The 17,073-nt window shown below is 65.7% G+C and carries 16 protein-coding genes; 8 read left to right on the forward strand and 8 right to left on the reverse strand.

The window, feature by feature from the left end; translation table 11 throughout:
* The first annotated feature begins 67 nt into the window (after positions 1–67).
* Positions 68–271 (forward strand): peptidoglycan-binding protein, encoded by a 204-nt coding sequence (locus KWG56_RS04850; RefSeq protein WP_244999643.1) that lies wholly within the window; start codon positions 68–70, stop codon positions 269–271.
* On the opposite strand, the gene trpE is transcribed toward KWG56_RS04850, so the two are convergent.
* Together trpE and KWG56_RS04860 are read right to left on the reverse strand one after the other, a co-directional pair.
* The gene (gene trpE / locus KWG56_RS04855) at positions 268–1,785 is read right to left on the reverse strand and encodes an anthranilate synthase component I (RefSeq protein WP_219353926.1); all 1,518 of its coding nucleotides are present in this window, start codon (positions 1,783–1,785) and stop codon (positions 268–270) included. The two genes, KWG56_RS04850 and trpE, sit on opposite strands and share 4 nt — an antisense overlap.
* Positions 1,782–3,695: a peptidylprolyl isomerase gene (locus KWG56_RS04860; RefSeq protein ID WP_219353927.1), complete on the reverse strand. Its 1,914-nt coding sequence runs from the start codon at positions 3,693–3,695 to the stop codon at positions 1,782–1,784. The genes trpE and KWG56_RS04860 overlap by 4 nt, the downstream gene beginning before the upstream one ends.
* Positions 3,696–3,834: 139 nt before the next feature.
* Here KWG56_RS04860 and tpiA point away from each other — a divergent pair, with 139 nt between their 5' ends.
* From tpiA to KWG56_RS18900, 4 genes are all read left to right on the forward strand, one after another.
* Positions 3,835–4,584 carry a triose-phosphate isomerase gene (tpiA, locus tag KWG56_RS04865; protein WP_219353928.1) on the forward strand — a complete coding sequence of 250 codons (750 nt, stop codon included), beginning with the start codon at positions 3,835–3,837 and terminating at the stop codon, positions 4,582–4,584.
* Positions 4,585–4,660: 76 nt separating this feature from the next.
* A complete protein-coding gene (gene secG / locus KWG56_RS04870) occupies positions 4,661–5,086 on the forward strand; it encodes a preprotein translocase subunit SecG (RefSeq protein WP_373274041.1) in 426 nt (141 codons plus the stop codon).
* A 123-nt stretch (positions 5,087–5,209) separates the two neighbouring features.
* A complete protein-coding gene (locus KWG56_RS04875; protein WP_201097544.1) occupies positions 5,210–6,862 on the forward strand; it encodes a CTP synthase in 1,653 nt (550 codons plus the stop codon).
* 100 nt (positions 6,863–6,962) lie between these two features.
* Positions 6,963–7,091 (forward strand): hypothetical protein, encoded by a 129-nt coding sequence (locus tag KWG56_RS18900; RefSeq protein ID WP_257903738.1) that lies wholly within the window; start codon positions 6,963–6,965, stop codon positions 7,089–7,091.
* 26 nt (positions 7,092–7,117) lie between these two features.
* Here KWG56_RS18900 and KWG56_RS04880 read toward each other — a convergent pair whose 3' ends face one another.
* Positions 7,118–7,672: a GNAT family N-acetyltransferase gene (locus KWG56_RS04880; protein WP_219355195.1), complete on the reverse strand. Its 555-nt coding sequence runs from the start codon at positions 7,670–7,672 to the stop codon at positions 7,118–7,120.
* 5 nt (positions 7,673–7,677) lie between these two features.
* Positions 7,678–9,846, reverse strand: a complete 2,169-nt coding sequence (locus KWG56_RS04885) for a S9 family peptidase (protein ID WP_219353930.1) — start codon at positions 9,844–9,846, stop codon at positions 7,678–7,680.
* Positions 9,847–9,934: 88 nt separating this feature from the next.
* Between KWG56_RS04885 and KWG56_RS04890 the strand changes: the two genes are divergently transcribed.
* On the forward strand, positions 9,935–10,765 hold the full coding sequence (locus tag KWG56_RS04890; RefSeq protein ID WP_219353931.1) for a trypsin-like serine peptidase: 831 nt from the start codon (positions 9,935–9,937) through the stop codon (positions 10,763–10,765).
* 24 nt (positions 10,766–10,789) lie between these two features.
* Here KWG56_RS04890 and KWG56_RS04895 read toward each other — a convergent pair whose 3' ends face one another.
* Positions 10,790–12,574 (reverse strand): acyl-CoA dehydrogenase, encoded by a 1,785-nt coding sequence (locus tag KWG56_RS04895; protein WP_219353932.1) that lies wholly within the window; start codon positions 12,572–12,574, stop codon positions 10,790–10,792.
* Positions 12,575–12,693: 119 nt separating this feature from the next.
* Here KWG56_RS04895 and KWG56_RS04900 point away from each other — a divergent pair, with 119 nt between their 5' ends.
* Complete coding sequence (locus KWG56_RS04900; RefSeq protein WP_219353933.1) at positions 12,694–13,245, forward strand: cytochrome b; 552 nt, start codon at positions 12,694–12,696, stop codon at positions 13,243–13,245.
* Entirely contained in the window at positions 13,242–14,159 is a 918-nt protein-coding gene (locus tag KWG56_RS04905; protein WP_219353934.1) for an L-threonylcarbamoyladenylate synthase, read from the forward strand. The genes KWG56_RS04900 and KWG56_RS04905 overlap by 4 nt, the downstream gene beginning before the upstream one ends.
* Here KWG56_RS04905 and KWG56_RS04910 read toward each other — a convergent pair.
* From KWG56_RS04910 to yaaA, 3 genes are read right to left on the reverse strand one after another with little or no spacing between them, the layout of a single operon-like run.
* Positions 14,156–15,223 carry a patatin-like phospholipase family protein gene (locus KWG56_RS04910; RefSeq protein WP_219353935.1) on the reverse strand — a complete coding sequence of 356 codons (1,068 nt, stop codon included), beginning with the start codon at positions 15,221–15,223 and terminating at the stop codon, positions 14,156–14,158. The two genes, KWG56_RS04905 and KWG56_RS04910, sit on opposite strands and share 4 nt — an antisense overlap.
* 33 nt (positions 15,224–15,256) lie before the next feature.
* Complete coding sequence (locus KWG56_RS04915) at positions 15,257–16,114, reverse strand: 3-hydroxybutyrate dehydrogenase (RefSeq protein ID WP_236261109.1); 858 nt, start codon at positions 16,112–16,114, stop codon at positions 15,257–15,259.
* Between the two features lie 54 nt (positions 16,115–16,168).
* Entirely contained in the window at positions 16,169–16,939 is a 771-nt protein-coding gene (yaaA, locus tag KWG56_RS04920) for a peroxide stress protein YaaA (protein ID WP_219353936.1), read from the reverse strand.
* Positions 16,940–17,073: the final 134 nt, after the last annotated feature.

The raw sequence follows: 17,073 nt of genomic DNA on the forward strand, positions 1-17,073 counted from the left end.
AGGCCGTCTCGCCAAGCATGCGTCGCGTTAAAGCGCATCTTAACCGATGGCGGCGTCTGATGGGGCCGTGAAACTGACCGCTGAAAAAGACATCGCCGACAAGATCGCCGCCGCCAGGGACCGGCTGGTCGTGGATGAGCCGAAGCCCAGCGCGCTGGCGGCGCTGACCGCAGCCGCATTCGCCGCAACGGCTGCGGTCGTCATGGCGGGGGTCGTCGTCCTGGGGCCTGGCGTCCAGATCGATAACCCGAACGCCAGCTACACCCGTTAGCGATTGCCGGCGCGAAAGCGCCAGGCGTCGTCCGCCGCCCGCATGGGGGCCCGCGCCTTGTGCTGGGTTTCGGCGTATTCGGCGGCGGGATCGCTGTCCGCCACGACGCCCGCGCCCGCCTGCACAAAGATTCGGTTGTCCGCGAACAGGGCGGTTCGCAGGGTGATGCAGATATCCGCTTCACCGCCGGCCGAGATATAGCCCACGCCGCCGCCGTATCCGACGCCGCGCTTTTCGCTTTCCAGTTCGTCGATGACTTCCATCGCTCGGACCTTGGGCGCGCCGGACAGGGTGCCGGCGGGCAGGGCGGCCAGAAGCGTGTCGACCGCATCCAGTTTTGGATCGGCCTTGCCGCGCACGTTGGAGACGATGTGCATGACCTGGCTGTAGCGTTCGACGACGAAGCTTTCCGTGACTTCGACAGTGCCCGGGGCTGCGACGCGGCCCACATCATTGCGGCCCAGGTCCAGCAGCATCAGATGCTCGGACAGTTCCTTCGGATCGGCCAGAAGTTCAGCTTCCAGCGCCTTATCCGCCTCTGGCGTGGCGCCGCGTGCGCGGGTTCCGGCCAGCGGGCGGATAGTGACTTCGCCATCCTTCAAGCGAACCAGAATCTCCGGGCTGGATCCGGCCAGCTGGAAGCCTTCGAAGTTCAGATAGAACAGATAGGGCGAGGGGTTCTGGCGTCGCAGGGACCGATAGAAGGCGAACGGATCATCCGACCAGGGCGCCGAGAAACGGTGGCTGAGCACGACCTGGAAAATGTCGCCTGCGCTGATGTAGTCCTTGGCGCGCGCCACCATCTCGGCGAAACCTTCGCCATCGACGGGTGATTGGAACACTGTGGCCGGTGCAGGCTGCGGCGCCGCGCGGACGGGCAGAGGCTCACGCAGGGCGTTCTCGAAGGCGTCCAGACACGACAGGGCCGAATCGAACGCCGATTGCGCCGACACGCCAGCGTCAGGATAGGCGGCCGAAACCAATACGATCTCATGGCGAACCGAATCGAAGATCGCCACCAGAGACGGGCGCGTCAGCACCGCGTCGGGCAGGTCCAGCGGATCGGGATTCGGTGCGCCCAGCGGCTCCAGCAGACGCACCATGTCATAGCCGAACACGCCGAACAGACCGGCGGCCATCGGGGGCAGGTCGGCGGGCAGGTCGAACTTGGATGCAGCGATAAGGGAGCGAAGCGATTTCAGCGTGGGTTCGGCTTCGGCGATGAACCTGCCATTGGCGATGTCGCCGCCGCGCGCCAGCTCGGCCTGATCGCCACGGCAGCGCCAGACGACATCCGGGTCCAGCGTCAGGATCGAATAACGACCCTTCACCGCACCGCCTTCGACCGACTCGAGCAGACAGGCGTAAGGGCGATCGCGCCCCAGTTTCAGATAGGCTGAAACCGGGGTTTCCAGGTCGTCGATGATCCGTCGAACCACCACCTGCGGCCGACCGGTCGAAAGACCGGCGGCGAAGGTTTCGAAATCGGGGCGGTCTGCGTCTTCTGCGGTCATTGCGCCGGGGCTGCGGGAGCGGAGCCGGTGGCGGACAGGCCCAGGGCCGTGCGCGCCAGCGCGGGGTCGTTCTTGGCCTTGGAGCGTTGAGCGCCAGCGGAGAAGGAGGCCTGAACCATGGCCTGGATCAGTTCCTGCGTCATGCGCGGGCGGGCTTGTTCGGCCAGCGGACCAGCGACAGCCGGATCAGCGGCGTGGATGTTGTCCACGCGACCGACGACATAGGCGTTTTCAGAGGCGGGCTGAGCGAAGACCTGACCCTTGGACTGACCAAACAGGCCTTGAACAATGCCCTGACCCAGCGACTGAACCGTGGCCTGATCGCGCACGACGTTGGTGCGGGTGATCAGCGGCGCGTTGACCGAACGGGCGACGGCGGCGACGTCCTGACCAGCGCGAATCTGGCCTGCCAGTTCATCGGCCTTGGCCGACAGGCGGCGCATGCCTTCACGACGGGTCCATTCGACGGCCAGAGGCTCGCGAACCTCAGCCAGGGTCGGCAGGGCCGATGGGCGGATGTCGTTCAGACGCACGGCGAAATACTGGCCTTGACCCGCGTCGATCACATCGCTTTCGCCGCCCTTGGCCAGGGTCCAGGCGGTCTGGAAGATTTGCGGCGGCGCATTCAGGCCCTGGCCGTTCGGCAGTTTGCCGTCCTGGGTGAAGGGCGGCAGGTCAACGATGCGAGCGCCGGCTTCACGTGCAGCGTCCGCCAGACCCTTGCCGGCCTGGTGGGCGGCTTCGTACTTCTCGACCTTGGCGTAGGTCTGGGTCTTGGCGTCTTCAGCACGCAGTTCTGCGATGATCTCCTGACGGGCGCTTTCAAGCGTTGCGGCTTGACCGGCCTTGATGCTGGTCACCTTGGCGACAGCGAAGCCGACGCCAGCCCGGATCGGTGCAGACACCTGATCTGCTTGCAGACCGAACACAGCCGCCGCAACAGCCTGGTCGCCCAGGGCGCTGCGCGGTTGATCGGTGAAGGTGGCGGGCGTGACGTTGTTTTCACGTCCGGCATCGACGGGTGACTTACCGGCGCGCAGGGCGGCGGCGATCTTGTCGGCCGTCTCGCGGTTCGGTGCGGTCAGGGTGACGAAGGTGCGGGTCTCGGGCTGACCCAGGCTGTCCTTCTTGAAGTTGAAACGCTCAACGATGCGCGCTTCCGGGATCGGGGCGTTGGCGGCGGCGGGATCGGGCGAGAACAGCACGACCGAAACCGTGCGAAACTCCGGCGCGCGAAGGCGGGCGGCGTTTTCCTGAATGAAGGCGTTCAGTTGCGCGTCGGTGGGCGCAGCGACCTGACCCGCCATGGCCTGGGTGACTTCGAACCAGCGGCCGTCGCGGCGTTCAAACGCCTGCCCCGCCAGAAGCGCGCCATAGATGCGCGGCACGCGGGCGCCGGCATAGACGGCGGCGCCGAAGTGTTCGGTGGCGTACTGGTCGCGCAGGTCCTGCTCCAGCATGGCCGGGGTCAGGTTCTGTTGGGCCAGAGCGGCCTGGTAGGCCTGCTGATCGAACTGGCCGGTGACCGAGTTGAAGAAGGCGGGGATCTGGCGGATCTGCTTGACGATCAGCTCCTTGCCGGGACGCAGACCGGCCTTCCAGGCCCAGTTCAGGAAGCCAAGCTGCTCGGTCTGGCTGTCCAGGAAGCGGACGTGGATATTTTCCGCCACCAGGTCGGCGTTCGTCAGCGGACGACCGGCCTGCTCCTGCACGCGCTCACGCACGCGGTCGAAGGCTGTGCGGAACTCGACTTCGCTCATCGAGCGATCGCCCGCGCTGATGACGTGCTTGGGCCCAAGGTTGTCGAAGACATCCATGCGCGCGCCGACGATCACGAAACTGACCGCAATCAGGACGAGCAGGCCGGCGGCCCATTTGGATCGGGAAAAGGCGCGGAAGGCGGTGATCATTCGAAAACCCGGGACTGGCCGACAGTGGCGTCACTTCGGCGTATAGTCGGGCGACACGCGCCCCCGCAAGGACGGCATGATGTTCAGATTGCGGCGACGGGTCTTGGCTTACCTGTTTTGGGTGCCTAGACAGGGCCGCATGAAACAATCCGTGAAGTTGATCGCTGGCAATTGGAAGATGCACGGCCTGACGGCCTCTCTGGCCGAAGCCCAAGCGTTGCAGGACGCAATCAAGGCCCAATCCGTCACCTGCCGCGTGGCCCTGTGCCCCCCCGCCACCTTGCTGGATCGGATGCGGAGCACGCTGGTCGGCGGCAAGGTCGAACTGGGCGGGCAGGACTGTCACGACAAGCCGCAGGGCGCATTCACCGGCTCGGTGTCGGCGGAAATGCTGACCGATGCGGGCGCTACGCTGGTGATTCTGGGGCATTCGGAACGTCGTGCTGGTTTTGGCGAGACGGATGCGGATGTGGCGGCCAAGGTCGAGGCGGCCATCGCCGCCGGGCTGGAGCCGATTGTCTGCGTCGGCGAAACTCTTGAGCAGCGCGAGGCGGGCGATGCGGTCGCCGTGGTGTCGGCCCAGGTCGCCGGTTCGTTGCCGGATAGTCTGTCGGAACGTGATTTCGCCGTGGCCTATGAGCCGGTGTGGGCCATCGGCACCGGCCTGACCCCGACGCTGGAGCAGATCGCCGAGGTGCACGCCGCGATTCGGTCGGCGATCATTGCGCGGCTGGGGCAGGGGACGGCGAAGACGCCTATTCTCTATGGCGGCTCGGTCAAACCCGACAATGCAGCCGACATTCTGGCCACGGCCGAGGTCGGCGGCGCGTTGGTTGGCGGCGCTTCCCTGAAGGCGGATGATTTTCTCAAGATCATCAGGGCCGCATGATGTTTGCCCCGCGCGGGCTTCAATGATAGAGGCCGCCGCTTGATCGGCGCACATCCGCGCCCACATGAATGACGCCATGCTCCAGACCATCCTGCTCGTCGCCATCATCATCGTCGCCATCTCCCTGACGGGCGTTGTGCTGCTGCAGCGCTCCGAAGGCGGCGCGCTCGGCATGGGCGGCGGTCCGTCGGGCTTCATGACGGCGCGGGGCGCTGGCAATCTGTTGACCGTCGTCACCTGGTGGCTGGCAGCTATTTTGTTCGCCCTGACCATCGGTCTGACCGTTGTCGGCAATATGGATCGTGCATCGGTCTCGATGATTGACGCCAATGCCGTTGGTTCGCTGGCGACCCAGCCGCAGACGCAACAGCAGCAACCGGCCCAGCCTCAGCCTGCGGCTCCAGCCCGTCCTTCGGCTCCGTCGCTGGATGATCTGGAGGCCAGCCTCCCGTCTGCTGCAACGACGCACTCGGCGGCTCCGGCTCCGCAACCCGCCCAGTAAGCCGGACGGCCACAATCGACTTCCCGAAAGCGCGCCGCAGGGCGCGCTTTCTTCTTTTGATCAACAGTTCGATTTGCTCCGGGCCGTACGCCGGGAGCGAATCATGGAGTAAGGTGTCCCCCCATGGCTCGCTATGTGTTCATCACCGGCGGCGTGGTTTCCTCGCTAGGAAAAGGCCTCGCCTCCGCCGCTCTCGGCGCTCTTCTGCAGGCTCGCGGCTATAAGGTCCGCCTGCGCAAGCTCGACCCCTATCTGAACGTCGATCCGGGCACCATGAGCCCGTATCAGCACGGCGAGGTCTTCGTGACCGATGACGGCGCCGAGACGGACCTGGATCTGGGCCACTACGAGCGGTTCACCGGCGTGTCGGCGGCCAAGTCTGACAACATCACGACTGGCCGCATCTATTCGACCATCCTGGAGAAGGAGCGTCGCGGCGACTATCTGGGCGCGACGGTGCAGGTGATTCCGCACGTCACCGATCAGATCAAATCCTTCTGCCTGACGCCTGCTGTGACCGACGCGGGCGAAGACGTGGACTTCGTGCTGGTCGAAATCGGCGGCACGGTTGGCGACATCGAAGGCCTGCCGTTCTTTGAAGCCATCCGCCAGCTGGGCCAGGACCTGCCGCGCGGCCAGTCGTGCTTCGTCCACCTGACCCTGCTGCCCTTCATCAAAACCGCTGGCGAGATGAAGACCAAGCCGACGCAGCACTCGGTCAAGGAGCTCCGCTCGATCGGCATTCAGCCCGACATCCTGCTGTGCCGCTGCGAACAGCCGATCCCGGCTGAGGAAAAACGCAAGATCGGCCAGTTCTGCAACGTGCGGGAAAGCGGCGTCATCCAGGCGATGGATTCGGCCGACATCTACGCCGTGCCGCTGGATTATCACCGCGAAGGCCTGGACCGCGAAGTTCTGGCCCATTTCGGCATCACCGATGCGCCCGAGCCCGACCTGACCCTGTGGCAGGAAATCGCGCGCCGCCGCCTGCATCCTGACGGCGAAGTCACCATCGCCGTGGTCGGCAAGTACACCGTCCTGAAAGACGCCTATAAGTCGCTGATCGAGGCGCTTCATCACGGCGGCGTGGCCAACAACGTCAAGGTCAATATTGATTGGGTCGAGGCCGACACCTTCGAAGGCGATCCGGAGGCCTGCGAAGAGCGTCTGCAGGGCGCCCACGCGGTTCTGGTGCCCGGCGGCTTTGGCGAGCGCGGCTCGGAAGGCAAGATCGAGGCGGCCCGCTTCGCCCGTGAGCGCAACATCCCTTATTTCGGCATCTGCTTCGGCATGCAGATGGCGGTGATTGAGGCGGCGCGGAACCTTGCGGGGTATCCCAAGGCGTCCTCAACCGAATTCGGTCCGACCGAAGAGCCGGTCGTCGGCCTGATGACCGAATGGACCCAGGGCAATCAGCGCGTTCTGCGTCAGCAGGGCGGTGATCTGGGCGGCACCATGCGTCTGGGCGCCTATGAGTCCACGCTGAAGGCTGGATCCAAGATCGCGGAGATCTACGGCTCGACCGACATCAGTGAGCGACACCGTCATCGCTACGAAGTGAACATCAACTATCGCGAAGCCATCGAACAGAAGGCCGGGCTGGTCTTTGCTGGCCTGTCGCCTGATGGCGTGCTGCCTGAGACCGTCGAGCGCCCGGACCATCCGTGGTTCATCGGCGTTCAGTATCACCCCGAACTGAAGAGCCGCCCGTTCGCACCGCACCCGCTGTTCGCCAGCTTCATCGGCGCTGCTGTGGTCCAAAGCCGCCTAGTTTGATATAACCCTGTTCACAAGGCCGCGATTTAGCTTAACGTCGGCCTTGCGATATCAAGGTTAGGGCGGACTGGCCTGTTCAGTCCGCCAACTGGGGCGGTCGATGATTGGCGAACTGCTTTACCATCTGCACCGGCATATCCGGCTGGTGCTGCTCGTCTGCGGCGTTGGCGCGCTGACGACGGCGGCCGTCGTCGCCTATGCGACGGCCAAGCATTTCGCGATCCTGTAGCCGAGACGGCTGACAACAGGTCCGCCTTAAACCGACTTTTTGTCCACCAGTGGCAAGCCCGGCGCGTCGGGCGCTGTCTCGGCGCCCGAGTTCAGAGGCAGTTGCATGAAGATGACGTCGCGCCAGTCATCGTGCTTCCAGCCCGCGGCCTTGAAGACGCCTGCGTCGGAGAAGCCCCGGGTGCGGTGCAGGGCGATGGAGCCTGTGTTCTCCGCATCCCCGATCACCGCCACCATCTGACGCAGGCCCATCGCCTCGCATCGCACGATCAACGCGTCGAGCAGCGCCCCGGCGACGCCGCGCCCCCGAGCCTGTGGCGCGACGTAGATCGAATCCTCGACCATGTAGCGATAGGCCTGACGCGTGCGAAACGGCCCCGCATAGGCATAACCGACCACCGCGCCGTCGATCTCCACCACGAGGCGAGGCAGGCCCAACGCCTCGACAGCCGCAAAGCGCGACCGCATTTCCGCCTCGTCTGGGGGCTCCAGCTCGAAAGTGCCGCGACCGTTGGCGACACTCTCGGCGTAGATGGCGGTTATGGCGGGGAAGTCGTCGGACCGAACGTCGCGCAGCAACAGTTCGCTCACGCCTTCTCCCAGCCCTTGTCGATGGCCCAGATGGCGAAGGCGTAGTCGTGGGCGACCTCCTTCAAGTAGTCGAATCGGCCCGCCGCGCCGCCATGCCCGGCCTCCATGTTGATCTTCAGCAGCACCGGCTTGCCGGAGGTGGTGGCGGGACGCAGCTTGGCGACCCATTTTTCCGGCTCCCAATAGGTGACGCGCGGGTCCGACAGGCCGCCGGTCGCCAGCACCGCCGGATAGGCCTTGGCCTCGACCTGATCATAGGGGCTGTAGCTGTACATGTAGTCGTAGGCGGCGGCGTCCTCGATGGGATTGCCCCACTCGGGCCATTCCGGCGGCGTCAGGGGCAGCGAGGTGTCGCTCATGGTGTTGATCACGTCGACGAAGGGCACCTGGCCGATCACGCCCGCCCACAGGTCGGGCCGCATGTTGTTGACCGCGCCCATCAGCATCCCGCCGGCCGATCCGCCCTGGGCGACGATGTTTCCAGCGGCGGCGTATTGGCGGTCGATCAGGTGTTCGGCGGCGGCGATGAAGTCGGTGAAGGTGTTCTTCTTGGTCATGCGCCGGGCGCCCAGGAACCAGCCCCAGCCCTTGTCCGAACCGCCGCGGATATGGGCGATGGCGTAGATCCAGCCCCGGTTCACCAGCGACAGTCGGTTGGCCGAGAAACTCGCGGGCATGGGAATGCCGTACGAGCCATAGCCGTAAAGCAGCAGGGGCGCCGAGCCGTCGACCGGGGTGTCCTTGCGCCGCAGCAGCGTCACCGGCACCAGCTGCCCGTCGGATGCGGGGGCGTTCAGCCGCTCGACGACATAGTCGGCGATGTTGTGGCCCGAAGGGATTTCCTGCGTCTTGCGCAGCGTCCGCTCACGCGTCGCCATGTCGTAGTCGAACGTCTGGGTCGGCGTCGACGGCGAGTTGTAGGCGTAGCGGGTCTTGACCGTGTTGAACTCCGACGCACCCGCCAGCGACAGGGCGAAGGCGGGTTCATCCACGGCGATCTCGTGCTCAGCGCCGGCGCGGTCGCGGATGATGATGCGTGTGTTGGCGTCCGCGCGCTCCTGACGGGCCAGGTGGTCCCTGGTCAGGTCCAGGCCTTCAATGAAGCGACCCGGCGTATGGGCGACCAGATCCTTCCAGTTCGCCTTGGCGGGCGATGCGGTCGGGGCCTCGACAATCTTGAAGTCCACAGCGTCGTGGGCGTTGGTGCGGATCACCCAGCGATCGCCCCAGTGATCGGCATCGTAACGGATCGCCACCACACGCGGCTCCAGCACGACAGGCTCAGCTGTCGGGTTGGCGCCGGGAATATAGCGCGCCTCTGAGGTTTCCTGGTTCTGGATGCTGATGACGATGAACTTGTCGTCGGAGGTGCGGCCCACGCCGATGAACATGCCGTCGTCGGCCTCGTCATAGACCAGGGTGGTTTCGCCGCCGCGCACTGGGCGACGGAAGATCTTGTCCGGGCGGCCGTTGTCGTCGCGGTTGGTCCAGAAGATCCACTGGCTGTCCGGTGAGAAGGTGAAGTCGCCGGTGGCGCTTTCGATAACTGCGGGCAGGACTTCACCCGAGGCGACGTCCTTGACGTAGATCTTGTGGACCTCGGAGCCCTGGGCGTCCTCAGCATAGGCGAACAGGGCGTGGTCGGGACTGTGGGAAGCCGCCGAGATTTCCGAATAGGCCTTGCCCTCAGCCAGGATATTGGCGTCCAGCAGAATGGTCTCGGCGCCGCCGTCACGCGGCTTGCGGCAATAGAGCGGATGCTGGTCGCCGGTGTTGTAGCGGACGTAATATTCCCATGGGCCGTCGGGGGCGGGAACCGAGGAATCATCTTCCTTGATGCGCCCGCGCATCTCCGCGAACATCGTCTCCTGCAGCTGCACGGTCGAGGCCATCATGGCTTCACGATAGGCGTTCTCGGCGGTCAGGTGTTCCTTGACCTCGGCCTTGATCAGGGTCGGATCACGCAGGACGGCCTGCCAGTTGTCGTCCTTCATCCACTGATAGTCGTCGGTCCGGGTGCGGCCCAGTTGTTCGATGACGACAGGGATTTTCTTGGCGACAGGAGGTTGGGGCATCGAGGGTCCGGTAGGCTGGCGGGCGAGGGCGGGCGTGGCGACTGCGGCGGCGGTCATCGCCGTAGATAGGATCATTTCGCGTCGATTCATGTCGTGCCCCCTAGTTTGAGTGACGGACCTTGTGCGTCGCCGGGGGGCGGCGTCAAATGGAGAAAAGCCAGACAAGCCGGTTCGATTGATGTTCGCCGATCAGATTTCAGCCCCTGCGCCTGTCCAAGCGGGTTTTGCAGCGGCAAGGGCGGCCGAGCCGCGGCGCGACGCTGCGGCGGCGGTCATCGACGCCACGGTCCAGATCGACCAGCCCTCGGGCGAGGGGTTGCGAACCGTGGCGACGGCCTTTCTGGTCAGTGCGCCACGCCCGGACGGTGCGCCGCGAACCGTGCTGGTCACCGCCCGCCATGTGCTTGAGCAGATGCCGGAGCGGTCCGCGAGGGTCGGATGGCGGCTCCAGGAGCCGGATGGGGGATGGCGTTTCAGCCCTCAGCCGCTCGAGATCCGAGATGCTGCCCTGGGCCCGCTGTGGACCGCGCCGCCCGACCGCGACATTGCGGTGATGGAGGTCACGGCGCCGGAGGCCTTTGCACGGGCCGCGATTCCCCTGGCCTGGCTGGCGGAAGCCGAGGATTTCGAGACTGCGGGCGCAGCAGCGGGGGACGAGTTGTTCGCCCTGGGCTTTCCGGGCGGCCTGTCGTCAAATCGTGCGGGCTTTCCGATCCTGCGGGTCGGACGGATCGCATCGTGGCCGTTGACCCCGATCAGGGCGTTCCCAACCTTCCTTTTGGACTTCCGCGTGTTTCCCGGCGATTCCGGCGGCCCGGTGTTCAGGCCAGGCGGCGGCGCAGCGGGGCAGCCGCCCGTCATCGTCGGCGTGGTCATCAAGGAGGTCGTGGCCCCAGGTCCGGTGGGCCAGCCCCAGGGGCAAGGGCAGGGCATCGGGCTGGGCGTCATCGCTCATGCCGCCTATGTGCGGCAAGCCATCGCGCTGTTGGATGCGCCGGGTCGGCCTTGACCCGGCGCTCCGTGCGATCCCCGATCAGCCGGCAAGCACGTCAGCGCTGATCCGGCGCAGCAGGTCGCCGCCCTGGCCGACGGCGGCCAGACGGCTCGACACATGGCCCAGCACATTGGCGGCATAGACTTCGTACAGGTCCAGCTTGCCCTGCAGCCAGACCGGATCGCCGTCGTTGGCGTCCAGCTTCGCCTTGGCCGCCAGCGCGCCCTTGGCCAGCATCCAGCCGCCGACCACGTCGCCCAGCAGTTTCAGATAGGCGTCGGCGGCGGCCAGCACGTCGGCGGCGGCGTCCGGGTTGGTCTTCTGGTCCAGCAGCCACAGGGTGGCGTCCTCAACCGCTTCGATGGCCGTGTCGAAACGCTCGACCGGCTTGCCCGAATAGAGGCGCGACAGGTCCGCGAGCGTGGCCTTCATGTCAGCGATCAGGATCTTGGCCGACTCGCCGCCGTCCATCGATAGCTTGCGCCCGACAAGATCCATGGCCTGGATGCCGTTGGTGCCTTCGTAGATCGGGGCGATGCGGGCGTCGCGGTAGTATTGGGCCGCGCCGGTTTCCTCGATGAAGCCCATGCCGCCGTGAACCTGAACGCCCAGCGAGGCGACCTCGCAGCCGACATCGGTTGACCAGGCCTTGGCGATGGGGGTGAACAGGTCTTCGCGGGCCTTCCACTTCTTGCGGTCGGCCTCGCTCGCGGCGTGGCGGGCCAGATCGGCGGCGACGCCGGTGGACAGGCAGATGGCGCGGGCGGCGGCGGTCTTGGCCTTCATCACCGCCAGCATGCGGCGCACATCGGGATGGTCGATGATCGGGGCGTTGGCCTCGCCGGTCCAGACGGAGCGACCCTGACGGCGTTCCAGCGCGTAGTTCAGGGCGTGCTGATAGGCGCGCTCGGCGATGCCGACGCCTTCGACGCCGACGGCCAGACGCGCGGCGTTCATCATGACGAACATATGGGCCAGGCCCTGGTTAGGCTGACCGACCAGTTCGGCGCGGGCGCCTTCATAGCTCATGACGCAGGTGGGCGAGGCGTGGATGCCCAGCTTGTGTTCGACCCCGACCGGGCGGAAGGCGTTGCGGTCGCCCAGGCTGCCGTCATCCTTGACCGTAAACTTGGGCGTCAGGAACAGGCTGATGCCCTTCGGTCCCTTGGGTGCGTCCGGCAGGCGGGCCAGCACCAGATGGACGATGTTGTCGGTGGCGTCGTGGTCGCCCCAGGTGATGAAGATCTTCTGGCCGTTCAGCGCATAGGTGCCGTCGCCGTTCGGGGTGGCGGTGGCGGTCAGCGCGCCGAGGTCGGAACCGGCGCCCGGCTCGGTCAGGACCATGGCCCCGGTCCATTCACCACTGATCAGCTTGGTCAGATATTTCGATTTCTGGTCTTCGGTTCCGACCTGCTCCAGCGCCTCAATGGCGGCCAGCGACAGCATGGGACACAGGCCGAAGGCCATGTTGGCGGCGTGGACGGTTTCATAGGACGCTAGTTCCAGCGCCTTGGGCAGAGCCTGACCGCCATGCTCGGCCGAGGCCGACAGGCTGGTCCAGCCGCCTTGCGCGAACTGGCGATAGGCGTCGGCGAAGCCGGGCGCGGCGGTGACGGCGCCATTGGCGTAGAGCGAACCCTTCTGATCACCGATGCGGTTCAGCGGCGCCAGGACCTCTTCCGAAAACTGACCTGCGGCCTCCAGCACGGCGCCCGCGACATCCACGTCGTAGTCGGGGAAGGCGCCGGTGGCCGCCAGATCAGGCATTCCGGCGATGGCTTCCAGCGTGAAGGCCAGGTCACGGACGGGGGCGCGATAGCTCATGGGTTTCCTCGGTATTCTTTACGGCCTAAGTGCCCCGTCTCCATCGTTCGCCGCAAGCGGCTTGGCGCGTGGACCTTAGTCGAGGCACAGTGACGCCATGCCGTCACGGAAGGGAAGTCATGGCCGAACCGCGAAACCGCTATTCGATCGTGTCGCTGATCATGCACTGGACGATTGCGGCGGCCGTGCTGGCGCAAGTCCTGCTGGTGACGGCGCATGAGGCGACCGAGGGGCCGATTTCGCGTGAGTTCATCAGCCTGCACAAGTCGGTCGGCCTGACCATTCTGGTGCTGACCCTGGCGAGAATCGGCTGGCGTCTGGCCAATCCGGCCATTGCTTTGCCGGGCGATATGTCGCGCTGGGAGAAGGCTCTGGCGCGCGCCGTTCACGTGCTTTTCTACGCGGCCTTGATCGTTATTCCCCTGACGGGCTGGATGGCGTCATCGGCGGCTGGGCGGGAGATTCTGTGGTTCGGTCTGTTCGACTGGCCGCTGCTGCCGATTTCCGGCGGCCGTGATGCGGCGCGCGGCTTCATGACGGTGCATGGTCTGGTGGTGAAGGGGCTGTATGTCCTGATCGCCCTGCATGTGCTGGGGGCGCTGAAGCATCAGTTCGTGGACCGCGATAATGTGCTTCACCGCATGATCCCCCTGATCCCGCGCCGACCATGAGCGATACCATCGAACAGGCCGCGACCTGCCTGCGCCGCGGCGAGCTGATTCTGCTGGCGACCGAGACCGTCTATGGTCTGGGCGCCGACGCCGGCAATCCCGATGCGGTGGCGGCCATATTCGAGGCGAAGGGAAGACCGCGCTTCAACCCGCTGATCTCCCATGTGTCCGATGCGGCGGCGGCCGAGGAGATCGGCGTTTTCGGACCGCAGGCGCGGGCCTTGGCCGAAGCCTTCTGGCCGGGACCGCTGACCTTGGTGACCCCTTTGCGGGACGCCGAGCGCGTGTGCGATCTGGCGCGGGCCGGACTGGACAGCGTGGCGATCCGTGTGCCGGGCCATGCAAAGGCCAGGGCGGTTCTGGCCGCGTTCGGCGGTCCGGTGGTGGCGCCTTCCGCCAATCGTTCGGGCCGCCCAAGCCCCACGACCTTCGCCGATGCGGTGGAGGAGACGGGATTCGCCGTCGGCGCGGCGATCGACGGCGGTCCCTGCATCGTCGGGCTGGAAAGCACGGTGGTCTCGGTGCTGGGCGGGCAGGTGTCGCTGCTGCGTCCCGGATCGGTGACGCGAGCCGAGATCGAGGCGGTGGTCGGGCCGCTGGCCGACAGCGGCGAGGGGCATCGGTCGCCCGGTCGGCTGACGCTGCATTATGCGCCGGATGCTCCGGTGCGGATCGAGGCGGATCAGGCACGCGATGGCGAGATCCTGCTGGGGTTCGGCGCGGGCGTCGGCGATGCGCGCTGGAGCCTGAGCCCGACCGGCGATCTGCGTGAGGCGGCCGCCAACCTGTTCCGACTTCTGCGTGAGGCGGACCGGACCCATCCGGCAGGCATCGCCGTGTCACCCATTCCAGCCGAGGGATTGGGCGAGGCCATCAACGACCGTCTCAGGCGCGCTGCGGGCCACGTCGGTTAGGCGAAGCGGGCCTGAAGGTCGACACTGGCGCGCAGGCCCACAGTTGGGCGGCAGGTGTTGAGCCAGTCATCGGCGGCCGCACGTCCTCGCGCCTTCAGGTCGTTGAGGAAGGTCCATTCGGTGTTGAACTTGGTGCGCAGCGCAAGATCGTTGAGCCAGCCGTCCGCCTCGATGGCGTGAAGGCGAACGGTGCGGAAAGCGCCGGGCTTCAGGCTGCCCTCAGCCGCCAGTTCCTCGGCCATCGCCAGGGCGCGCAGTTCGGCGACCAGCGGGGCGTTGAAGACGATTTCGTTCAGGCGGTCGACGATATCACCCGAGCTTTTGGGCGTTTCGTCCCGCAGCATCGGGTTCAGGGTGACCAGCAGCACGTCGTCGGGCGTGTCCTCACCCGTCAGGGGCCATAGCGGGGGATTGGTCAGATAGCCGCCGTCCCAGTAGGGCTCTCCGTCGATCTCAACAGCCTGGAACAGATGCGGCAGACAGGCGCTGGCCATCAGCACGTCGGCCGAGATTTCCGACGAGGTGAACAGGCGCGTCTTGGCCTGACGCACGGCGGTGGCGGCGACGAACAGGCGGATGTCCGATCCGCGCACCGCCTCGAAATCCACCGACGCCTTCAGAACCCGGTTCATAGGATTGTGGTTCAGCGGATTGAATTCGTAGGGAGACATAGTCATGGCCAAGGTCTCGCCTGCGCGCCAGAAGGGATTGTCCTTCAGCCATTCAGGCGGGCTGGCCGCGTTCCAGATGGCGCTGTCGCCGAATACGTTGCGGCCCCCGGACTGATTGACCTCGCGCCACAGCTTGTCCAGGGCGGCGCGACCGCCTTCCGAACCGCCCGTCGTCAGGCCGGACACCAAGGCGGCGCCGTTCATGGCCCCCGCCGAGACGCCTGAAACGGCCTTTATATCAAGTGTGTCGTCCTCAAGCAGTCGATCCAGAACGCCCCACTGGAAGGCGCCGTGCGCGCCGCCGCCCTGCAGCGCCAGACTGATCGACCGTCTGGACGACGAAGGGGCGGCGAGGTCGGCTGGTCCAGCGGCCTTGCGTTTGAAAATCGCCACCTTGCCCTCCTGGCCGCTGTCCGTTTCAGATGATTATTGCGCGGTCCAGCCGCCGTCGATGGAGAAGCTGGCCCCGTTGGCCGAGGCTCCGAGGTCCGAAACCAGATAGAGGAAGATGCCCGCCAGCTGGTCCGTGGTGACGAACTGTTTTGTCGGTTGGGCGGCCAGGATCACATCAGTCAGCACCTGTTCCTTGGTCAGGCCGCGCGTGCGGGCCTGATCGGCGATCTGCTTCTCCACGATCGGCGTTTCGACGAAGCCGGGGCAGATGGCGTTGCAGGTGATGTTGTCGCGCGCGACTTCCAGGGCGACCGTCTTGGTGAAGCCGATCACGCCGTGCTTGGCCGCGACATAGGCCGACTTGAACGGACTGGCGACCAGACCGTGGGCCGAGGCCATGTTGATGATCCGGCCGCGGCCTTGCGCCTTCATGATCGGAATCGCCGCGCGCGTGGCGTAGAAGGCCGAGGACAGGTTGATGGCGATGATCTGCTCCCACTTGTCGGTGGGGAATTTCTCGACAGCCTCGACGTGCTGGATGCCGGCGTTATTGACCAGGATGTCCAGGCGGCCCAGCTCGTGCTTGGCGAAGGCGACCATGTCGGCGATCTCCTCGCCGCGCGTCATGTCCGCGCCGTGATAGCGGATGCGTGCGCCGGACGAGGCCTCAAGCTCGGCGCGGGTGCGTTCGATCTCGGCCGGGTCGCCCAGGCCATTCAGCACCACGTCGCCGCCCCGCGCCGCAACCGCTCGCGCCAGCGCCAGACCGATGCCCGAGGTGGAGCCGGAAATCACGGCCACCTGGCCCTTGAGATCACCGATGTCGCGAAACTCGGGGGTTTCGCCGTGCGCAGCAGCGCCGCCGTTCGATGATTTGGACCGCTGGAACATGGGCTCGCCTTCTGGTTCTTGTGGAGTGAGATTAGCGGCAGTCACCCCTCGCGATCAAGAATTTCCCGATCTGGTGAATATCCACTCGCTTTCAGTCGATGCGGCCTTGTTGAAACGATAACCGTCGCGGTCGAAAGCCTTGAGGTCCTCGGTCCGTTCCACACGTTCGTCGATGGCGTAGCGCGCCATGGCGCCGCGCGCCTTTTTGGCGAAGAAGGAGATGATGCGGCTCTCGCCGTTCTTTTCCTCACGGAACTGGGGCGTCACGACCGGCAGCTTCAGCGCCTTGGCGTCGACGGCGCCGAAATATTCCTGGCTGGCCAGATTCACCAGGGTCGGATCGGCTTGACCCTCGGCGTCTGCATTCAGCTGTTTGGAGATGCGGTCGCCCCAGAAGTCATAGAGGCTGGCGCCGCGCCTGGTCTCAAGGCGCGTGCCCATTTCCAGACGATAGGGCTGGATGCGGTCCAGCGGACGCAGCAGGCCGTAGAAGCCGGACAGGATGCGTAGGTGGTCCTGCGCGAAGTTCAGGGCCGCTTCATCCAGTTCACGCGCCTTCAGGCCCTCATAGACGTCACCGGCGAAGGCGAAGGCGGCCTGGATCCCGTCCAACGATTCGGGATCAAAGGCCTTGAAACGTTCGACGTTCAACTGGGCCAGATCGTCGGAAATCTTCATCAGGCGGCGCAGATCCGCCTTGGTCTGGCGCTTGGCGGTTTTGGAAAGTGCAGTGGTGTCGTCCAGCATCCGACGTTCGGACGCAGGCAGGGTCGACACGGGCTCGGTGAAGTCGAGCCGCTTTGCGGGAGAAAGTATGATCAGCAAAACCAGGCTCCTTGTCGAAGGCGCCGACATAGGCCGCTTCGGTGACGATTTGAACCGGGCTTGAGGTCTCACTACGCGCACGGCTCGTCGCTCCGACCGTTTTTGACGGAGGGAGTGAGGCCCGAGTGGAGAGC

This window comes from Brevundimonas nasdae, assembly GCF_019395145.1.
GTDB lineage: Bacteria > Pseudomonadota > Alphaproteobacteria > Caulobacterales > Caulobacteraceae > Brevundimonas > Brevundimonas nasdae.